Origin of the sequence: Haloplanus natans DSM 17983 (assembly GCF_000427685.1) — an archaeon.
Lineage (GTDB): Archaea > Halobacteriota > Halobacteria > Halobacteriales > Haloferacaceae > Haloplanus > Haloplanus natans.
Genome location: NZ_KE386573.1, coordinates 186,076 through 205,731, shown reverse-complemented (window position 1 = coordinate 205,731; position 19,656 = coordinate 186,076). Strand labels below are relative to the sequence as shown.

Sequence of the window (19,656 nt, the reverse complement as noted above, 5' to 3'; positions counted from 1 at the left end):
GACACGGGCGGCGTGAATAATATGAACCGGTTACGAGCGCGTGACCCCGGCCGCGGGGTCACTTCCCCCAGAACGGGTCCCGCCGCCGGTGGTTGTCGAGAAATCCCTGTAGCGCCTCCAGTTCGTCGGCGGGAATCTCGTCGGTGAGTTCCTGTTCCAGGATCTTGGCGTGTTTCTCGGGGAGGTCGACCCAGAGTTCGCCACCTTCGTCGATCTGACGGCCGACGGTGGGGCCGTCGATGGCGACGCTGACGCGTTCGCCCGCGCGGGCCTCGGAGACGTCGTCACCCTGTTTCTGGATGCCGCTGAGTTGGCCGACGCGTTCGAACTCGTTGCCGTCGAACCGGCCGACGTAGGTGTTGTTCTTCAGCGTGCCCGACAGTACCTCGACGCCGACGACGGCGGGGTTGTTCTGGCGGAAGACGTGATCGGGGAGGATCCGGAAGCGGGCCGGGCGGACGATCTTGTCGAGGACCGTCTCCTGCTGGGCGCGCTGTCGCTCCGCGACGAACGCCTCGTAATCCTCGACGAGCTGGTAGATCACGTCGTCGTCGAACAGGCGCACGTCGGTTTCCTCCAGCTCTCGCCGGGCGTTTGTGAGCACGTCGACGTTGAACCCGAGGATGACTTTGTGTTCGGCTTCGGCGGCGGTGCTGGCGACGGCCACGTCCCGGGGAGCCACGTCGCCGACTTCGGCACGGAGGATTGGCACCTCGGCCTCGACCAGTGCGTTGGCCATCGCCTCCAGGCTCCCGAGAGTGTCGGCCTTGACGACGACGCCTTCCTCCTCGGTTTCGACCTCGATTTCGGCGAGTTCGGACTCCACGTCGGCGACGACGGCCTCGCGCTCGCGGCCGCGGACGACCCGGACGGGCGCGCCGGCCATCGCGTCCTCCAGGTCGGGTGCCGCGATCTTCACCCCGGCCGCGGCGGCGACGGCGTCCACGCGGTCGAACCGCTTTTCCGTTCTGATCTCGGCGAGCGGCTTCGGCTGGAGGAGCGCCCGCACCTCCGTCACGATGGGTTCGTGCATCCCGCCGACGACGATTTCGTCGCCCTCGCGGATCGTGCCGTCGTACACCACCACGTCGAGGGTGGTGCCGAAGCCCTTCTCCTCTTTTACCTCCAGTACGGTTCCGGCGCCCGGCCCTTCCACGTCGATGGCCATCCGATCTTTCATATACCGCTGGGAGAGCCCCATCAGGACGGTCAGAAGGTCGGGGACGCCCTCGCCGGTGACCGCGGAGACGGGGACGACGCCGACGTTGGCCTGAAAGTCCTGTACGCGCCAGTAGAGATCGGCTGAGAAGCCGGAGTCGGAGAGTTGGCCGATGATCTCGTAGAGGTTCTCGTCGAGTCGGGATCGGGCACGGTCGCTCTGGGCGTCGTAGGTGACCTGGATCGGTTCGCCTTCCTGGGGGTTCCAGCCGGGCGTCGTGTCGATCTTGTTGGCGGCGACGATGAACGGCGTTCCGGTGCGTTTGAGGATGTCGATGGCCTCCTCGGTCTGGGGCTGGAAGCCGTCGTTGACGTCGACGACGAGGACGGCGATATCGGCGAGGGCGCCGCCGCGGGAGCGGAGGGTGGAGAAGGAGTGGTGGCCGGGCGTATCGATGAAGAGGAGACCGGGCAGGTCGAAGTCGTCGGGATCGACGAGGCTGCCCGCGATACCCGAGATGGTGTCGAGGGGAACCGCGGTGGCCCCGATGTGCTGGGTGATGGCGCCGGCCTCGCCCTCGCTGACCGCCGAGCCGCGAATCTTATCGAGCAAGCTGGTCTTCCCGTGGTCGACGTGCCCGAGCACGGCGACGATGGGGGTGCGAAGCGTATCCGGTCGGTCGCGTGTGTCCGAATCTGACATAGGGTCCCCCGGTAGAAGCTTTCGTGTGGACAGAGAGCCGTGGACCGAAGTTAAGTCTTTCAACATGCGGCGACCGAACGCGAGCGACCCCGTGGCGTTTAAGGTCGTCCCCGCGAATGTGACTCGCATGACCGACGTGCTCGCCGAGAACCTCTCCGGAAAGTCCGTCATGGGCTCTGACGGGACGGAACTCGGTATGCTGTACAACATCACGATGAACCTGAAGACGGGGGCGCTGAACGACCTCCTCGTCTCCCCGAACGAGGAGTTCCCGGCGGGCGACTCCAGGTTCGAACAGGACGATCAGGGCCGCCTCCACGTCCCCGTCTCCCACGTGCAGGCCGTGAAAGATTACATCGTTATCGATCGGTAGATGCACGTTCTCGACGCTTCTGCGTTCATCCACGAGTACCACACCTCCGAGGAGATGGCCTCCGTGCCGGCGGTCGAGGAGGAACTCGAAGACGAGAGCGCCTACCGCTTCGACGCGATGGAAGGGGCCGGAATGCATATTCACATCCCCGCCGCCAACACGGTCGAGACGATCGAGCGTGCGGCTGTCGAGACCGGCGACGGCGAGGAACTCTCCGACACCGACGTGCGCCTGATCGCCGCCGCGTTCGAACTCGACGGCACGCTCGTCACCGACGACTACGCGATGCAAAACGTCGCGGAACACCTGGGCGTCGTCGTCGAGGCCATCGCCCGCGACGGCATCACCGAACAGCGCGACTGGCGCTTCCAGTGTCAGGGCTGTGGCCGCGAGTTCGACGAGCACCGCGACCGTTGTCCCATCTGTGGGAGTGACCTCTCGCGGAAGAATCCCGCGTGAGGCGCCCGTCCGGCGCCCTCACGCCACTGTTCGCCCGTCCGGCGCCCTCACGCCACTGTTCGCCCGTCCGGCGCCCTCACGCCTCCGTCGGCGCCAACGCCGCTATCGTCCGGTCGGTGAGGTCGGCGTCCGCGCCGTCGGGCACGACGACGATCGGGTGATCCACGGCGTCGAGTGACGCTACGGCCTCGAACTGTTCACGCGCCGTCTCGGGCGTCCCCGCGACCCCGAGGGCGTCGACCATCCCCTCGGTGACGGCCGCCCGGGCAGCGTTCCGCTCCCCGTCCTGCCACGCCGCAGCGATCCGCTCCGCCGCGTCGGGAAACGCCGTCGCGACGGCGCGGCGATACCCCTCGCCGCTGCCGACGTAGTAGGCGAGGTGCCCGCGGATCGCCGCCCGTGCCTCGTCGGGGTCGTCGGCGACGGCCGCGGGGACGTACGGCGCGACCGTGATGGCATCCGGGTCACGTCCGGACTCGCGGGCCGTCCGCGCCACCGTCTCGAAGGCGTCCGATAGTTCGGGAAAGGGGACGTTGTGGGGAAGCCACCCGTCTGCGACCCGGCCGGTCGCGCGCCGCGCCGCGGGGCCGAGCGCCGCCGTGTAGACGGGCACATCGGCGTCGAGGGCGGGGAAGTCGGCGACTGAGACGGTCTCGCCGTCGTACTCGACCCGCCCTTCGCCCGCGGTGAAGGCGGCGATCAGTTCCGCCGTCTCGTGGAGGCGGCGCACCGGGCGGTCGTAGGCGCGTCCGTGCAGGTCCTCGATGGCTTTGGGCGTACTCGGGCCGATGCCGAGGCGAACGCCCGCGGGGGCGACTTCGGTCAGCGTCGCCGCCGCGGACGCGAGCGTCGCCGGCGAACGGGAGAAGACGTTGACGATGGCCGTCCCGAGGTCGACCCGCGAAACCGCGTCCGCGACGGCGGTCAGTGTCACGAACGCGTCCCGCCCCCAGAGTTCGCCGATCCAGCAGGCGTCGTAGCCGAGGTCTTCGCACCTGACGGCGACGGACCGGGCGCCGTCGACGCCGCGCCGTGGTAACACGATACCGCGTGTCATGCTGTCCGTTCGATCCGGCGGAGGCATAACCCTTCCCCGGCGGCTTTTGATCCCCCGGCCCCGTGACTCCGTATGCGCGCCGCCACCTACCACGGCCCCGGCGACATCCGTATCGAGGAACGACCACGACCCGAAATCGACTCCCCGACCGACGCCGTCGTCCGCGTCACCCACACCGCGGTCTGTGGCTCGGACCTCTGGTTCTACCGCGGCGAGAGCGACCGCGAGGTGGGGAGCCCCGTCGGCCACGAACCGATGGGAATCGTCGAGGCGGTCGGCGACGACGTTCGGTCGGTCGAACCAGGTGACCGCGTCCTCGCCCCCTTCCGCATCAGCTGTGGGTCCTGCGAGTTCTGCCGGAAGGGCCTGCACACCTCCTGTGTGAACGGCGACGGCTGGGGCGGGGACAACGGCGGCGGACAGGGCGAGTACGTCCGCGCGACCCACGCCGACGGCACCCTCGTCCGGGTGCCGGAGCGTCACGCCGACGACGAGGACACCCTGCGCGCGCTCCTGGCGCTGACTGACGTGATGGGAACGGGCCACCACGCCGCCGTCAGCGCGGGCGTCGAGGCCGGATCGACCTGCGTCGTCGTCGGCGACGGCGCCGTCGGCCTGTGTGCCGTCCTCGCCGCGCGACGGCTGGGCGCGGAGCGAATCGTCGCCGTTGGCCACCACACGGACCGCCTCGCCGTCGCCGAGGCGTTCGGCGCGACCGAGACGGTCGCCGCTCGCGGCGACGAAGCGATCGATCGGGTACGGGAACTCACCTACGGCGGCGCGAACCACGTCGTCGAGTGCGTGGGCGCCGCGTCGTCGATGAACGGCGCCGTCGCGATGGCTCGTCCCGGCGGCACCGTGGGCTACGTCGGCGTCCCCCACGGCGTCGACGAACTCGACCTCTACGGGATGTTCGGCGACAACGTGACGCTCCGGGGCGGCGTCGCACCCGTCCGCGCGTACGCCGAAGACCTGATGGCCGACGTGCTCGGCGGGACGCTCGATCCGTCGCCGATATTCACCCACACCGTCGACCTGGACGGCGTCCCCGAGGGCTACCGCCTGATGGACGAGCGCGAGGCGATCAAAGTGCTGGTGAAACCCTGAGCTGATACTGCCGGCTGTGATACGGTTTAGTGTAAGTCATTACCAGTGGGTCGCCAGGACGGGTCGGCGACCTACCGGTGAACAGTTACACTAATCCGTATAAGTCAGTCAAGAAATTCGCCACCCCGAGGTGACGGATTTCTTGAAACAGTTACAGCCGATAGTATGAGCGACAGCTTATCGCGCCCGGCGTGTTATCACGACACATGACCAGTTTCGAGCGAGTGGCGTCGGCCGCGGAGGTGCGTGAGGCGAGCCCGCAGGTCGTCCGCGTCGGCGGCCGGACGGTCGTCCTGTTCTACCACGAGGGGTCGTTTCACGCCGTCGACGACCGATGCCCGCATATGGGGTTTCCCCTCTCAGACGGCTCCGTCGAGGACGGTATCCTGACCTGCCCGTGGCACCACGCCCGGTTCGAACTCTCCGGCGGCGACACGTTCGACCCCTTCGCCGACGACGTGTCCACCTTCCCCGTCGAGATGCGGGACGGCGACGTGTACGTCGATACCGACCCCGAACGCGACGCCGATCCGGCAGCCCACTGGCAGGAGCGCCTCGAACACGGCCTCCGGGAGTCGCTGTCGCTCGTCATCGACAAGGCGGTGATCGGCCTGGACGACGCGGGCGTCGACCCCGCGGTGTCGCTCCGGATCGGCGCGGCGTTCGGCACGGAGTACAGGGAAGGGGGATGGGGCTCCGGGCTGACGACCCTCGCCGCGATGGCGACCCTGTTGCCCGACCTCCGGCCCGCGGACCGCCGCCGGGCGCTGGCCGTCGGCCTGGGCGCCGTCGCCGACGACTGCGCGGGCGAACCGCCCTTCTTCGTACAGGAGCCGCTCTCGACCGAACACGTCTCGGCCGACCGTCTCACCGAGTGGTTCCGCGATACCGTCGAGGTTCGGGACGCCGACGGGGCCGAGCGGGTGATCCGCGCGGCCATCCACGCCGGCCTCGACGAGTCCGCCCTCGCGGCCACGTTCGTCGCCGCCGCCACCGATCACCGCTATCTCGACTCGGGTCACCGCCTCGACTTCGTGAACAAGGCGTTCGAACTCCTGGACCGGATCGGCTGGGAACACGCCGACGCGGTCCTGCCGAGCCTCGTCCCCGGCCTCGCCGACGCCGAGCGAGCGGAGGAGCGCTCGTCGTGGCGCCAGCCGGTCGACGTGGTCGCGCTGGTCGAGGGCGCGAGCGACGATCTGTCGGCCCTCGTCGCCCGCGGTGAAGGGGAGACGTGGACCGAACCGGACGGCTTCGTCGATCGGCTCCTCGGCGACGATCCACACGATATCGTCGACGCCCTGACCGACGCCGTCGCGGCCGGGGCGACGACTGCGCAACTCGCAGGCGCCGTCGCCGACGCCGCTGCCCGGCGGGTCGCACAGTTCGGCACCGCCAACGAGTTCCGTGACTGGAACACCGTCCATCACACCTACACCTACGCCAACGCGGTCTGCGGGCTGGCGGGTCGCACCGACGCCGTCGAACTCTACCGCGCGGTACTCGACGGCGCCGTGAGCGTCTACCTCGATCGCTTCCTCAACACGCCGCCGATCCCGCTCCCCGACCCGGACGGGGGTCGTGACCCCAACGAGATGCTGACGGCCCTCCTGGAGACGTTCGAAGTCGAGGCCGACGAGACGGTCGGGAAGGCGGGGCGCCACGCCGCCGAGTATCTGGCGAGCGGCGGTGACCCCACCCGTCTGAAGCGTGCACTCGGCGAGGTCTTACTCCGCGAGGACGCGGGGTTTCATCCCCGGCAGAACGTCGAGGCGGCGTTCAGCCGGTACGACGCGGCCGAGGACGGCCGCGTCCACCTGATCGCCACGGCACGCTACCTCGCGGCACACACCCCGACCCGCCGCGAGGGCGAACAGACGTTCCGGATCGCCGAGCGACTGAATCGAGGGGAGGCGATCCACGAGGCGTGATTCGGACCGCGGCGGTCCCATACTCCTGTTGGGACAACGTGGTGACGCGAAGCGGCACCACGGCGGTCCCATACTCCTGTTGGGACAACGTGGTGACGCGAAGCGGCACCACGGCAGTCCGAACTACCGTGACGGATCGTCCACGTCGATAGCACTCGACTCGCCCTCGGGCGTCGTGATCCGGTCGGGTGTGAGCAGGATGCCGTCCCGGCCGCGGTTGGGGCCGGCGCCCTCGGCGGTCCCCGGATAGGCGTCGAAGAAGGGTTCGAGACGGTAGCCGTCGAACGGTAGATCCGTCGACCGGAGGTGGTCCTGCAGGTAGCGGACGGCCACCTGTTCGCCCAGCAGTAACCCCTCGATCCCGTCGGAGCGGTAGTGGATGCCGGCCCAGTTGCGCCCGAGGGCGACGTTCGTCGCGAGTTTGTTGAGTTCGTCGGTGACGGTTATCGTCTCCGAACGCGCTTCGGTGATCGAGTCGGCCGTCGCGCCGAGCGCCGTCGACACCTCGGTCACGGGCGCGAGGCGGGTCGACTGGACCGTCGTCGTTCCGCCGCCGGCCAGTTCGCCGGTGGCCGTCCCGTCGGCGACGGGCACGACCATCTCCTCGACCGGGAACGGATATCGACCGTCGAACATCGCTTTCAGCACCGTCACCGTCGCGCCCGCGACGACGCTGTGGCCGGCGGGGTAGGAGGGATGGGTGGGACTCCCCTCGGTGTACGCCTGCGGGAGGAGGACGGTGCCGTGGGCGTCGGCGACCCGCGAGGGTGTAGCCGACTCGTGCAGATTGTCGGGCAAGTCGAACGGCCCGCCGGCGCCCCGGCGCTCGGCTTCGAGTCGCCCCGCGTACTCCTCGGGCCGGAGGCGGCGGTGGACGAGCCACTTCCGATACCAGGCAGCGGTCTGGGCGGGATCGAAGACGCTCACAACCGATTCGAGCACGTCGTGGGCGCCGAAGTTGACGACCGGGACGGCGGTTCGGATGCCCGACGTGCCGGCCGTCGCACTCGCCTCCCCGCCCTGCTGGTAGGGAATCCGCCGGTCGAAGGGGACGCCCATCCCCAGCAGGATTTCGGCGGCGTCCCGGCTGGCGAGGTAGGGCACCTGTCGGCGAACCTTGTTCGCCAGGTCGCGGCCGGTGACGATGTGTCGCGTGACCGCCTCGTCGGGGTCGCCGCCCGCGTCGACCAGCGTCGGCGGCGGGTTCGTCCGCCCGACCGGGATGCCGCGCTGGACGCGGAGCCACGCGTTCCAGTCGGTGAGGTAGTCGGGGCCGGTGCCGACCACGTCTGCGTCGCCGGTGCCGGCGGCCGCCTCGCTCGCGAGGACGCGAACCCGCTGGCTCTGTGGAATCGCCCCCCGTGGAACGTCCTTCCAGAGCAACTGCGAGACGTGCGGGCCGGTCGCAGCCCCGGGAACGATACCCCGGAAGACACGCGTGGTGTCGAGCGACCCGCCGCGGGGATCGGCCGTCCCCGCGGGACCGGCGTAGCCCGCCAGACCGTTCAGGTCGGTGACCGCGTCGACGACGGCGCCGTCCTCGCCGTACGCGCCGAAGGGCACGTCGCGACAGAGCGCGCGACAGTAGAGTTCGATCAGTTCCGCCCCCATCTCCGACGAGGCGAAGGCGGGTGGGGGCGCCATGTCGACCGCCCACGGATCGGCGCCCATCCCCTCGAAGGCGTGGGAGCCGGGGGGTTCGGCGAGCCGTCGACCTTCCGGATCAGTGTCGAGTTCGACGGCGTTGTACGCGTCTACCGTCCCCGCGTCGAGGGCGTCGACGAGGCTCGCGTACGCCGAGGCGGTCGGGACGCCGTCGTCGCGGTGGGTCAGCGCCTTCCCGTAGTTGGTCACCGGGCCGTCGTCGCCGTCCGACTCGTCGACCCGGTACGCCGAGTCGAGGAGTTGGTGACGCGCCGCCCGCTGCCGGCGGAGAAAGGCCGCCTGCAGGCGGCGGTGGGGGTCGTCGGTCATCAGCCACCGCCTCCCTGCACGCCGTAGAGGCCGAGGTCGAAGGCGTAAGCGTCGCTCGCGACGGCGGTGCCGATCCACGTCGGCACCACCCACTCGATCCGGAGATAGTGGGTGCGCCCGCCGCGGTACGTCCCGAGAGGCGCGCCGTCGACCAGGCAGTCGTAGACGCTCGCCGCCTCGTCGCCGTCGAGGGGGATACCGGAGCCGAGGCCGCCGAGACCGACGAGCGACGAGAGCGACCCGGTGTAGGCGTCGGCCGTCGTCCCCGTCGCCGCCGGCCGCCCCGGATCGTCGGGGTCGAGATACGACACCGCCGTCGTGGTCAGTTCGTCGAGTTCTCCTTCGTCGGTCGCTCCGGGCGAGTCGGCCTCGGCTGCCGACTGCCCGCGTTCGGCGTCGGTTCGCTCGCGCCCCACGAGCGAGAGGTAGCCGGACAGGCCGTCGACGCGGAGCGCGAGCGTGAGTTGGCCCGAGTCGCCGGGTTTCAGATCCGTAAGATCACAGAGCGGCGCCGTCGCGTCGCTTCGCGGTGTCGGCCAGCCGTCGCTCGTCGCCACGCGCGTCGTCGCCGCCTCGACGCGCTTGTGCCACGCGACGTTCAGGTCGAGTTCGCCGGCGGCGATCCGGTTCCCGTCGAACGACTCGGCATCGCTGAAGAGAGCGTCGGTCCCGGCACCGACGCCACCGGCGACGGCGCCCGTCGCGGCGAGGGCGCTCAGCGCCTGCCGTCTCGTCAGCGTGATCCCGTTGCCGCCGGCCATCGTGCCGCCCGATCGAGGGGATCGTACTTCGTTAATCACACCATTCGAGAACTGAATCGGCGGTTAACGCGGATCAGAGGAGACGATACGGCGTCACACCCGGAACGCTTTTTCCGCCTACCGGCCCATGTGAACGTATGACAGCCAACGATCTCCGCGAGGCGCAGAAACCGCTGAAAGAGACCTACGAAGCCGATCCAGAGGCGGCGCAACTGACGCTCACCGCTACGGGCGACGGGGCGGCGGACGCGACGACCTGTAGCGTCGAAGTCGGCGAGGCGATGTACGAGGCGGAGCTCCACGAGGGGGCGGGTGGGTCGGGGACCGCCGCCTGTTCGGGTGACCTCCTGCTCGGGGCGCTCGCGGCCTGCTCACAACTGACCGCCCAGGCCGTGATCGAGAACTTCGGCGTCGACGCCGACGTGTCGGTGACCGTTGAGGGTGATCTCGACCTCCGTGGGACGATGGGCGTCGCGGACGTACCCGTCGGCTTTCAGGAGATTCGACTCGACGTGACACTCGCCGGTGACCTCGATCCCGAAACCGCGGCGTCGATCCGGGACGCGACCGAGCGGTTCTGCGTGGTGTATCGGACGCTGGTGGAGTCGCCAGCGGTCGCTACCGAGTGGACCTTCGAGGAGAACGCCGAGGGTGAGATTTGAACTCACGAGTCCTGACGGACAGTTGCTCTCGAAGCAACCGCCTTGGCCGGGCTAGGCTACCTCGGCTCACCCAATAGTGTGGGAGCGGGCGTTTAATCGGTTTCGATTCGACGCCGGCCGTCGATACCGGCGGATCCGTGCGCTAGAATTCCGACGAGCAGCCGGGCTAGCGTCCCGCTCGCCGTCCGCCGGAATCCCGCGGATTCAAGTCGGCGGCGTCCAAGCCACGGGCATGGCGACTGTCGATACGGCGATCAACGCGGTACACCTGCTGGTTGGCGGGCTGTGGGCCGGAAGCGTGCTCTTCGTCTCGCGGGGACTGTTGCCCGCCGCGCGAGCGGGGACCCTCGACGCCGAACCGCTACAGGGGCTGATCGGTCGGTTCCGAACGGGGTCGCGCGTCGCCTCCCTCGCGCTCTTTCTCACCGGCGGCCATCTCGCGGGCACGCGCTACACCGCCGAGAGCCTCCTCGGATCGACGCGTGGCTACCTCGTCGTCGCGATGGTGGTGCTGTGGCTCGTCATGACCGGGCTGATCGAGGTGGGATCGGGCCGCCTCGTCGACGGCCTCGACGAACGGAAGGTCCGGGAACCCGCCCAGTCGGCGACGCCGTTTCTCACCGGGGCCGCGGTGGCCGGTATTGGCCTCCTCGTCATCGGTGGCGTCCTGCTGTAGGCGTCGAGGCCATCGGCAGTCGACGGGAGGGTTCCGGCGAACTCGCTGACCGGGCCGACGGTTCGCTTAACCGCGGATTAACTAAGCCTTCGGCGCCACTGTCCTCCACCGGGGACCGTGTCACACGCTCCCCACCCCCTCATGTCACGCTGCCCGAACTGCGGAACGGCGATTCCCCGGTGGCGAATCGTCGCCCGCGACGACGGCGTACGGTCACACGCCGAATGTCCGGACTGCTGGGAAGTACATCCGGTGTCGGCGCCGCCGCGCACGTAGCGGCGGCCCGGCCCCGGTCGTCGAACACGACGGTGACTGCCGACCGACCGACCGAGTCCGACCGAGCCATGGGTGAGGTCCGCGACGGCGACGAGGGCGACGCCGACCGTCGTCGCGGCACTCCCGCCCACGGTGACGACCGTCTTCACCAGCGTCCGGACGGCCGCACACGACAGTGTCAGGGCGTCATTCCCCGACGAGCCGACGACGAACGTCCCGTCCGGCCCGCCACACGCGACCGGAAAGCCGACGACGGCGCCGGTAAAGAGGTACAACAGGATCGGTGTCGGATTCCTCCCACGGCTAAAGCCGTGGGCTTCCTCCTCGATGCTGTGAGAACCGGACGCTTTTTATTTTAGGTCCCCCTAAACGGCTCCGATGGCAACTGGTACGCAGTCGGGAACGGACGACGACGGCGAGCCGTCCCCGCCCGAGACGCCCGCGGTGTCGGTTTGTGAGACGTGTCCCGGACGGACGGTCTTTCTCGAGGCCGGCAACACCGACGGCTGGATCGCGAGCGACCTGACGGTCGAACCGACGCAGTAGGCCGGCGCTAGGGCCTCGAGCGACGCCGCCACTCGGTTATGAGCGTCGGGACGACGACGCCGACGCCGATCAGGACGCCGAACTCGACGGCGGCACTGTCGGTCACGTCTTGGATCAGATACCAGCCGGTGAGGCCGAGAAACACGAAGGCGATCGTTATCTTCGTGTCGGGTGTGAGGAGGGACGCACGGACCATACGGGCCGGAACGGTGCCGGCCCCATAGTTTCACCGCATCGTCACGTACGCCAGGGAGGCGAGCGCGACGAACTGGAGGGCACGCATCGCGAGCACGGCGATCTGAGCGCCCGGATCGGCGGCGTACAGCATCCCCGAACTGAGGAAAAAGCCGATAGCGACGACGTTCTCGACGGCGAGGACGAACGCGAAGGCGACGAGGCCGAGCGTGAGCGGTGTTCCGAACGCGCAGTAGTTCGCCACCAGACGGCCAGCAGGGCGGCCAGCACGCGATGTTCAGGCCCGCGAGGGCGCTCGCTATGGGGTCATTGGCGCCATGTTAGACGTGCCCCGTGATCCCCTCGAACTCCTCGCGATGGCGGTCGAAACGGTCGGTGAGGAGTAGAGCCGACCGTACGCTTGGTCGCCGTTCTCAATCACGTCGTGCTCCTCCAGCATGTCGAGATGGTGGTGAACCGAGTTGTGAACGCAGTCGTCACGCTCACGGACTGATCGTCTTCGATACCCAGCCGCTCGGGCCGTTCGGATACGCCCGCCGTTCGTCTTCGGGCTGGAGCGTGCCGAGGCCGTCCGTCGCCCGGACGACCACCTCGTGCTCGCGGTCCGGGGGGTCGTAGCGATACACCCACTGGCGCCACACGTCGTCGCCGGGCAGGGGCTCGGAGAGCTCCGCGTCGGCCCACGTCGCCCCACCGTCGGTCGACACCTCGACGCGCTCGATCCCGCGGGTGCCCGCGTAGGCCGGGCCGGCGACTTCGATCCGCCCGTCCTCGAGGTGGTTCTCCGCCCAGAGTTTCGCCACCGTGTTGACCGGGCCGGTGCCGTGCCAGCCGCGTTCCTCCCAGTAGCCCGTCGCCGGTTCGTCCAGGATCTCGATTTCGGTCAGCCACTTGACGTTGATCTCACCCCAGTGGCCGGGGATGAGCGCCCGCGCCGGGGAGCCGTGTTCGCGGGGGAGCGCCCGCCCGTTCATGCCGACGGCCAGGAACCCGGTTTCGAGCGCGTCCACCGGGAACTCCTCGTAGAAGCCGTCAGCGGCGCGGAGCATGACGTACTCGCCTTGAAGATCGGCGGGTTCGAGCAGGTCCATCAGCGGGACGCCCGTCCAGAGTGCAGTGTCCATCTTCCGCCCGTTGAGCGACTCGCCCACACACCGGAGCGTGTTGAATCGGTGCTCGTGTTCCATCGACTCGATGTCCTCGAGGGTGTAGGTCGTCTCCTCGCCGACGGCGCCGTGAATCCGTAGCGACCAGTCCTCGCGGGACGGTCGAGGATCGACGTTGGCGATGTCGACCGTGTAGAAGTGATCGCTCACCAGCGGTTCGAGGAACTCCACGTCGAAGGACTTCTCTTCGGCCTCGGCGAGCAGCGCCGCCACGTCGTCGGGGACCGGTTCCTCGGGGGCGTCGTCGCTGTCGTCGGTCGCGAGCACCCGCCGGCCGCCGAGGGCGAGGAAGCCGAAGAGGACGGCGACGGCGCCGGAGAGTGCCGCCCGCCGCGAGTCGTCGGCCGTCCCGTCGCCGGTCCCTCCGAGGTCGACGACGGTCGAGACCAGGGCCGCGCCGACCGCTGCACCGACCGCGGAGGCCGCCGACCCCGAGAGCGCGGCGGCGGCGATACCGACGCCGCCGGCGACGGCGACCGGCGCGGCGAGCGGTCGCCCCAGTCGATTGACGGCGACCCGGACGGCCGCGACGACGACGCCGAGGCCGACGGCGGCGGCCGCCAGTCCGCCCCCGTACGCCAGCTTGCTCCCCAGGTCGCCGAGGACGGTGATGGCGAACGTGACCAGGACTGCGGGTGCGAGCGTGACCGTCGCGTTGGCGATGGGGGCGGCGACGAAGGCCGGCGAGCCACCCACGACGGCGTAGGAGCCGGTGATGGCCGCGGCACCGCCGGCAAGAGGGACCGTCGCCCGAGCGAGACAGTCGGTAAGGGCCTGTCGGTTCATACCGTATCGGAGGCGCTCCAGTAGGTAAGGGATTTCTCAAAATTCGACCAAACTCCGTCTAGAATTCGGATGGCGAAAGACAGTAGAGCGCCCCGTCTGTACGAGCACACGGTGTCCCGGACTCGGAGCCGTATCGCACTCGCCGCCGTCGTCTACGCGGTGCTGTTGGCGCAGGTGTTGCTCTATCCCGGAGTCGATACGCTCGTCGCGGCGCTCGGCGCCGACACGGCACTCGACGCGAGTATGTGGTTTCTGACCGCGGAGTTCGCCGCCTTCGTCGTCTTCGCTATCCCGTGGGGGCTGGCGAGCGACGCCGCCGGTCGTCGGGTCCCCTTCGTCGCCGCGGGCGCCCTCCTCGGGGCCGTCGGCTACGCCCTCCTCGCCGTCGTGTCGGGCGTGACCGACTCCTTCGCCGTCGCGCTCGCCGTCCGGGCGTTCCAGGGGGCGGCCACCGTCGGCGCCTTTTCCCTCTCGATGACGATGCTCATGGACCTCGACGGGTCGCACGGTCGCAACATGGGCGCGACGGGCATCGCCATCGGCCTCGGGACGGCGACGGGCGCCCCCCTCGGCGGCCTGCTGTACGAATTCGGTCCGTTCGTCCCGCTGTACGCCGCGAGCGCGGTGCTCCTCTGCATCGCCGTCGCCGTCCCGTTCGTCGTCGACCGGGCGCCGGCGGGCGGGGAGCGACCGTCACCGTTCGACGGCCTCCGGCGGACGCCGGCGCTCGCGCTCCCGTACGCCTTCGGCTTCGTCGACCGGCTGACTGCCGGCTTTTTCTCCCTGGTCGGAACGCTGTATTTCCGCACCGTCTTCGGTCTGAGCCCGGGTGCGACCGGACTGACGCTCGCGCTGTTTTTCGCCCCGTTCGCCCTCCTCCAGTACCCCTTCGGCGTCGTCTCCGACCGTATCGGGCGGACACTCCCCATCGTCGTCGGGTCGGCGCTGTACGGCGGCGCGGTGATCCTCGTCGGGTCGGTGGCCGACCTCCGGACCGCGCAGGCGGCGATGGTGCTCGTGGGCGTCCTCGGCGCGCTCATGGCGCCGGCGACGCTCGCACTCGTGACCGACCTCGCCGCGCGGACGGAGCGCGGCGTCGCGATGGCCGGGTTCAACATCGCCGGCAGCCTCGGCTTTCTCGCCGGCATCCTCGTCGGTGGGTTCGCGGCCGACGCCTACGGCTACGGGACGGCGTTCCTGCTCGTCGGCGGCCTCGAACTCGCCCTCGCGGCGGCGACCCTCCCCGCCTTCCTGCGGCTCCGCGTCGGCCACGAGCGGATCGACGGGGCGTAGCTACAGGCTGTACACCAGTCGCTCGCCCGTCTCCAGCCCGTTCCGGATGGCGGCGTGGACCCGTGCCTCGCCGGCGACCCAGTCACCGAGACAGTAGAGCCCCGCGTCCTCCGGAGCGTCGCGGACGCCCCGACGGAGCCCCGACTCCGCGAGCGCGTACCGCCAGCCCTGGTGGTCCGTCCACGCGGGCTCGGTCAGGCGGTCGTCACCCACGATGTCGGCGGCGTGAGCCGCGAGGTCGGCCACGTTCCGCTCGGCCGCCGCGTCGTAGCGCTCAACCGACCACTCGTGGTTCGCCTGCACGATCAGGACCGACTCGCCGTCAGGGACGTGGCCCGGCTTACACCCCTCGCGGGATATCCAGCCCACCGCGTGCTCTTTGTCCGTGTTCACCAGCGCGTAGTAGGGCACGTCGAGTTCGAAGGGATAGCCCAGGACGGCGGTCCAGACCGTCCGGTAGTCCACGTCGCGGACGGCGTCGAGCAGGTTCTCGCGGGGCGACCCCTCCCAGTCGGCCGTCTCCAGCAACGTCGCCGTCTGTGGTGCCGGGGGGTTCAGGAGGACGACGTCGAACGGCCCCCACTCGGTCCCGTCGGCGTCGGTCAGCGTCCACGCGCCGTCGGTCCGGGCGATCCGTTCGACCCGCGTCCGCCGGTGGACCGCCGCGTCCGTCGCGCCGAAGAGGTGTTTGGCAAAGCGGGTCAGCCCCGTCTCGTAGGTGAACTTCCGTTCCTGATCGTCCCGGCCGTCGCTCACCGTGCCGGTCCGGTCGAAGATGTCGATGCCGCCCTCGATTTCGACGAGGCCGTCGTCGAAGCGGTCGAGGAGGTCGAGTACCCGCTCGTCGTCGTCTTTGATGTAGTTGGCGCCGTAGTCGTAGATCACGCCGTCGCGGCGGCGCGTCGCCGCCCGGCCACAGAGACCACCCGACTTCTCGAGTACCGTGATCGAGGCGTCCGGAACCGCGCCGTCGACGACGTAACAGGCCGCGGCGGCCGCGGCGCCGGCGCCGACGACTCCGATCGATGTCATACCCACCCTACGGCTGGACGGGTAAAACAACACGGGGACGCTCCGCCGGCCGTCGGCCGAGAACATATGCCCATCGCCCGACGAGAGGGTGACATGAGCGACGCCGTTCCCGACACGTTCGACGCGTACGTGGCCGACCGCGAGGACGCCCGGTTCACCGACTGGCTCCGCGAGCGATCCGAACCGGACTGGACGGCGGCGGTCGACGGGCGATTCGTCCGCGAACTCGGCGACGGAACCGTCGACGACGCCGTCTTCCGCCGGTATCTGGAGCAGGATTACGCCTTCGTCGAGACGTTGACGGGCACGTTCGGCCACGCACTCGGCGAGGCGCCGTCGATGGCGGCGAAGGCGCGGCTCGCCGAGTTTCTGGGTACGATCACGAACGAGGAGAACGACTACTTCGAGCGGTCGTTCGCGGCGCTGGCCGGCGACCCGGAAGCAAAACCGGACGCCACGACGCGTGCTTTTATCGACCTACTCGAACGCGCCGGTCGACAGGGTGGCTACGCCGAGACGCTCGCCGTCCTCGTGCCCGCCGAGTGGGTGTACGAGACGTGGGCGACGGGGATCGACTCCCGTCCCGACGCGTTCTATCTCGACGAGTGGGTCGAGTTGCACGCGAACCCGGCCTTCGTCGATTTCGTGGCGTGGCTCCGAGCGGAACTGGATCGGGAGGGAACGGCCGTCTCGGCGCGCCGGCGGCGGCGCCTCGACGCCCTGTTCCGGCGGACGGTCGAACTGGAGCGGGCGTTCTTCGAGGCGCCGTACGGGGACGGGAGCGGGTGATCGAAGCGGTCCCAGCCGGAACGACGGCGGTCCGTCTCAGGGTGCCGACTTCCGGTCGTCGTCCCGGCCGTCGGAGACCGGTTGCTGGAACCCGACGAAGTTCGTGACTTCGCCCACGTCGTTCTCGACGGGCGTGATCGTCACCCGGTTTCGGAACTCGGTGCCGTCCTTCCGGTAGTTGTAAATCTCGACCGTGGCCGGGGTCCGCGTGGCGATGGCCTCTCGCATCGACGCGACCGCCTCGGGGTCGCTCCGCTCGCCCTGCAGGAACCGACAGTTGCGGCCGTCGACCTCCGCGAACGCGTAGCCGGTCATCGCTTCGAACGCCGCGTTCGCGTAGACGAGCGGGTTGTCCTCGCGGGACGGGTCGCTGAGGGTGATGCCGATCGGTGCCTCGTCCATGATCCGCGACCGGCGCTCGAGTTCAGCCTCCCGTTCTTTCCGGTCGGTCACGTCGCGACCGTAGATGACGACGCCGTCGATCAACTCCCGGCCGAGGAGGTTGTGTCCGCGCGTTTCGATCCAGATCCGGGAGCCATCGGGCCGTTCGTGGCGGAACTCGACCGTCCGACGGCCGCCGGGATCGGCGACCAGTTCGGCAAAGGCCGCCATCACCCGCGGGCGATCCTCCGGGACGATGAGTTCCGCGCCGTCGGTGCCCCGGAGGTCGTCGGGGCGCCGTCCCAAGACCGCCTCCGTCGACGGCGTGGCGTACGTGACGGTCGCGTCCGGGCCGACGACGAGGATGGCGTCCGTGGCCTCCGTGATGATTATCCGATCGCGCTCGCGGGCCCGTTCTGCCCGATGTTTCTCGACGAGGTTTCCGACCCGGTTCGCCAACAGGGCGTACGCGTCGGCACCGCCGCCCTTCTGGAGGTAGTCGCTGACGCCGGCGGAGATGGCTTCGCTCGCCACGTCCTCGCTCCCCTTGCCGGTAAAGAGGACGAACGGGAGGTTCGGGTGGTCCGCACGGACGGTCTCGAGGAACTCGATGCCGTTCAGGCCCGGCATGTTGTAATCCGAGACGACACAGTCGACACCGCCGGTCGCCAGAACGTCGAGTCCTTCGTCGGCGTCCATCGCCGTCGTGACCGTGATCCGATCGTCCTCGCGTTCCAGAAAGGTTGCCGTCAACTCGACGATGTGGGGGTCGTCGTCGACGTGCAGGAGGTGAATGGGGTCGGCTGTGACGTTCATCGGACGAAACCTACGGACCAGACGGTACGTGAGATGATACGCTTGTCGGGGGCCACAGGACGTAACGCCGCGTTACTCCCCGGCCGCGACGTGTGCCCGACCGATCGCCTTCCAGCGGTTCGAGCGCACGCGGCGGACGTTCAACACGGCGGGAACGACGGTTTCGGTGACCATCGCCACCAGCAACGCGGTGGCGCCGAGCGGCGTGACGAGACCGAGAGCGGCGAGGGGGAGCGCACAGCCGTAGCGGCCGACGAGCGACGTGACGAAGGGGTACTGCGTGTCGCCGGCGCCGCGGAGCGTTCCCGTCGCGGAGCCGTCGATGCCGAGGAAGACGACGCTGACCGCGGCGGCGGCGACGAAGGGTGCGGCGACGGCGACGACGGCGGGGTCTGAGACGAACGCGCCCGCGACCCACGGCGACAGCGCCACGAGTATCGTCGCGGCGACGACGTACACCGTCGCGGAGAGGCGGAGGATTGCCAGGGCGTACGCCTCGGCGTCGGCGTCGTCGCCCGCGCCGAGTCGCTGGCCGACGAGCGTGCTCGCGGCGATGGAGAAGCCCCATGAGAAGCTGTCGGTCAGGGTGCGAACGCGACGAGCCACCTCGTAGGCGGCGACGACGGCCGGACCGAAGGTGGCCGCGATGGCGACGAGGGGGAAGGCGACGAGCATCTCGGCGGTCCGACGGGCCATCAGCGGCGCGGAGACGACCAGAAGCCGCCGAGTGAGCGGGACGAAGCCGTCGAATCCGAGTGTGTCACAGGTGACCGCGACGGGACACGCCCCGTGGCCGAGATACGACCGACCGGACAGGCCCCACGCGAAGACGAGGGCGACGAGCCCCGTCGCGAGCGAGGTGCCGATGGCGGCGCCGGCGACGCCGAGGCCGTAGCCGAAGATCAGGGCCGCGGAGAACACGACGTTCAGTAGCGCGCCGCCGGCACGAACCAGCATGGGCGTCACGGTGTCGCCGACGCCGGCGTAGGTGCGACTGGCGATCAGGTTCGGAAACTCGAACAGGAGCGCGGGGGCAACCAGGGCGAGGTAGGTGGCGGCGTGACGGAGGGGGTCGGGTTCGGAGCCGAGGACGGCGACGAGTTCGGGCGCGGCGGTGGCATAGAGCAGGGCGATCGGTGACGCGATCAGGAGCGTGACGACCAGGGAGACGGCGACGGCGGCGCTCGCCCGCGTCGAGTTCCGGGCGCCGTAGGCCTGCGAGACGAGCGAGACGGTGCCACCGGCGAGGCCGATGCCGAGGAACTTCCCCACCTGCCAGTAGGCGTTGGCGAAGGCGAGTCCGGCGACGGCCGCCGTCCCCACGTCCCACCCGACCATCGCGAGGTCGACCGTGGATTTGGACATGATGGCGAGGCCGGTGACGATCCGGGGCCACGACAGATCGAACGTCTCGCGGAAGCGGCGGGTGTCGATGACGCCGGCGCGGTCCAGTGTGCCGGCGAGTCGGTCGAACGGTCGGACACCCATCGGGCGTCGTAACGGTGGGGACGTCTT

20 protein-coding genes and 1 tRNA gene are annotated in these 19,656 nt (G+C 69.5%); 9 read left to right on the top strand and 12 right to left on the bottom strand.

Annotation, left to right across the window (positions count from 1 at the left end; all coding sequences use genetic code 11):
- Positions 1–58 precede the first annotated feature (58 nt).
- Positions 59–1,861 (bottom strand): translation initiation factor IF-2, encoded by a 1,803-nt coding sequence (gene infB, locus HALNA_RS03385; protein ID WP_049934979.1) that lies wholly within the window; start codon positions 1,859–1,861, stop codon positions 59–61.
- A gap of 127 nt (positions 1,862–1,988) precedes the next feature.
- Between infB and HALNA_RS03380 the strand changes: the two genes are divergently transcribed.
- Complete coding sequence (locus tag HALNA_RS03380) at positions 1,989–2,234, top strand: PRC-barrel domain-containing protein (protein ID WP_049934978.1); 246 nt, start codon at positions 1,989–1,991, stop codon at positions 2,232–2,234.
- Entirely contained in the window at positions 2,235–2,693 is a 459-nt protein-coding gene (locus HALNA_RS03375) for an NOB1 family endonuclease (protein WP_049934977.1), read from the top strand.
- A gap of 76 nt (positions 2,694–2,769) precedes the next feature.
- Here the strand turns inward: HALNA_RS03375 and HALNA_RS03370 are convergent, their stop codons facing one another.
- Positions 2,770–3,750, bottom strand: a complete 981-nt coding sequence (locus HALNA_RS03370; protein ID WP_049934976.1) for an LLM class flavin-dependent oxidoreductase — start codon at positions 3,748–3,750, stop codon at positions 2,770–2,772.
- A 72-nt stretch (positions 3,751–3,822) separates the two neighbouring features.
- On the opposite strand from HALNA_RS03370, the gene HALNA_RS03365 reads away from it, so the two are divergent.
- Positions 3,823–4,857: a zinc-dependent alcohol dehydrogenase family protein gene (locus HALNA_RS03365; RefSeq protein ID WP_049934975.1), complete on the top strand. Its 1,035-nt coding sequence runs from the start codon at positions 3,823–3,825 to the stop codon at positions 4,855–4,857.
- A 206-nt stretch (positions 4,858–5,063) separates the two neighbouring features.
- Positions 5,064–6,788 (top strand): Rieske (2Fe-2S) protein, encoded by a 1,725-nt coding sequence (locus tag HALNA_RS03360; RefSeq protein WP_049934974.1) that lies wholly within the window; start codon positions 5,064–5,066, stop codon positions 6,786–6,788.
- Positions 6,789–6,911: 123 nt separating this feature from the next.
- Here HALNA_RS03360 and HALNA_RS03355 read toward each other — a convergent pair whose 3' ends face one another.
- Both HALNA_RS03355 and HALNA_RS03350 read right to left on the bottom strand, forming a co-directional pair.
- Positions 6,912–8,762: a phosphatase PAP2 family protein gene (locus tag HALNA_RS03355; RefSeq protein WP_049934973.1), complete on the bottom strand. Its 1,851-nt coding sequence runs from the start codon at positions 8,760–8,762 to the stop codon at positions 6,912–6,914.
- Positions 8,762–9,562 carry a SipW-dependent-type signal peptide-containing protein gene (locus HALNA_RS03350; protein WP_157573431.1) on the bottom strand — a complete coding sequence of 267 codons (801 nt, stop codon included), beginning with the start codon at positions 9,560–9,562 and terminating at the stop codon, positions 8,762–8,764. Before HALNA_RS03350 ends, HALNA_RS03355 begins: the two co-directional genes overlap by 1 nt.
- A gap of 98 nt (positions 9,563–9,660) precedes the next feature.
- Between HALNA_RS03350 and HALNA_RS19205 the strand changes: the two genes are divergently transcribed.
- Positions 9,661–10,185 carry an OsmC family protein gene (locus tag HALNA_RS19205; protein ID WP_084509880.1) on the top strand — a complete coding sequence of 175 codons (525 nt, stop codon included), beginning with the start codon at positions 9,661–9,663 and terminating at the stop codon, positions 10,183–10,185.
- Here the strand turns inward: HALNA_RS19205 and HALNA_RS03345 are convergent.
- Positions 10,167–10,251: transfer RNA gene (locus HALNA_RS03345), tRNA-Ser, on the bottom strand. The genes HALNA_RS19205 and HALNA_RS03345 overlap by 19 nt on opposite strands.
- A 166-nt stretch (positions 10,252–10,417) precedes the next feature.
- Between HALNA_RS03345 and HALNA_RS03340 the strand changes: the two genes are divergently transcribed.
- Positions 10,418–10,861 carry a CopD family protein gene (locus HALNA_RS03340; RefSeq protein ID WP_049934971.1) on the top strand — a complete coding sequence of 148 codons (444 nt, stop codon included), beginning with the start codon at positions 10,418–10,420 and terminating at the stop codon, positions 10,859–10,861.
- A 77-nt stretch (positions 10,862–10,938) separates the two neighbouring features.
- Here HALNA_RS03340 and HALNA_RS03335 read toward each other — a convergent pair whose 3' ends face one another.
- Positions 10,939–11,412 carry a hypothetical protein gene (locus HALNA_RS03335; RefSeq protein WP_049934970.1) on the bottom strand — a complete coding sequence of 158 codons (474 nt, stop codon included), beginning with the start codon at positions 11,410–11,412 and terminating at the stop codon, positions 10,939–10,941.
- 103 nt (positions 11,413–11,515) lie between these two features.
- Between HALNA_RS03335 and HALNA_RS20450 the strand changes: the two genes are divergently transcribed.
- Entirely contained in the window at positions 11,516–11,683 is a 168-nt protein-coding gene (locus HALNA_RS20450; RefSeq protein WP_169719003.1) for a hypothetical protein, read from the top strand.
- 7 nt (positions 11,684–11,690) lie between these two features.
- On the opposite strand, the gene HALNA_RS03330 is transcribed toward HALNA_RS20450, so the two are convergent.
- The 3 genes from HALNA_RS03330 to HALNA_RS03320 all read right to left on the bottom strand — a co-directional run bounded on the left by HALNA_RS03330 (position 11,691) and on the right by HALNA_RS03320 (position 13,830).
- Complete coding sequence (locus HALNA_RS03330) at positions 11,691–11,879, bottom strand: hypothetical protein (RefSeq protein WP_049934969.1); 189 nt, start codon at positions 11,877–11,879, stop codon at positions 11,691–11,693.
- Between the two features lie 30 nt (positions 11,880–11,909).
- Positions 11,910–12,122, bottom strand: coding sequence for a hypothetical protein (locus HALNA_RS03325; RefSeq protein WP_245575985.1), 213 nt, complete (start codon positions 12,120–12,122; stop codon positions 11,910–11,912).
- A 238-nt stretch (positions 12,123–12,360) separates the two neighbouring features.
- Positions 12,361–13,830, bottom strand: coding sequence for a molybdopterin-dependent oxidoreductase (locus HALNA_RS03320; protein WP_049934968.1), 1,470 nt, complete (start codon positions 13,828–13,830; stop codon positions 12,361–12,363).
- Between the two features lie 69 nt (positions 13,831–13,899).
- On the opposite strand from HALNA_RS03320, the gene HALNA_RS03315 reads away from it, so the two are divergent.
- Positions 13,900–15,123 carry an MFS transporter gene (locus tag HALNA_RS03315; RefSeq protein ID WP_211225987.1) on the top strand — a complete coding sequence of 408 codons (1,224 nt, stop codon included), beginning with the start codon at positions 13,900–13,902 and terminating at the stop codon, positions 15,121–15,123.
- Here the strand turns inward: HALNA_RS03315 and HALNA_RS03310 are convergent, their stop codons facing one another.
- Positions 15,124–16,155, bottom strand: a complete 1,032-nt coding sequence (locus HALNA_RS03310; protein ID WP_049934967.1) for an NAD(P)/FAD-dependent oxidoreductase — start codon at positions 16,153–16,155, stop codon at positions 15,124–15,126.
- A 93-nt stretch (positions 16,156–16,248) separates the two neighbouring features.
- Here HALNA_RS03310 and HALNA_RS03305 point away from each other — a divergent pair, with 93 nt between their 5' ends.
- On the top strand, positions 16,249–16,944 hold the full coding sequence (locus tag HALNA_RS03305) for a TenA family protein (protein WP_084509879.1): 696 nt from the start codon (positions 16,249–16,251) through the stop codon (positions 16,942–16,944).
- Positions 16,945–16,980: 36 nt separating this feature from the next.
- On the opposite strand, the gene HALNA_RS03300 is transcribed toward HALNA_RS03305, so the two are convergent.
- Together HALNA_RS03300 and HALNA_RS03295 are read right to left on the bottom strand one after the other, a co-directional pair.
- Positions 16,981–18,141, bottom strand: coding sequence for a PAS domain-containing protein (locus tag HALNA_RS03300; protein WP_049934965.1), 1,161 nt, complete (start codon positions 18,139–18,141; stop codon positions 16,981–16,983).
- Positions 18,142–18,213: 72 nt separating this feature from the next.
- The gene (locus HALNA_RS03295; RefSeq protein WP_049934964.1) at positions 18,214–19,629 is read right to left on the bottom strand and encodes an MATE family efflux transporter; all 1,416 of its coding nucleotides are present in this window, start codon (positions 19,627–19,629) and stop codon (positions 18,214–18,216) included.
- Positions 19,630–19,656 lie beyond the last annotated feature (27 nt).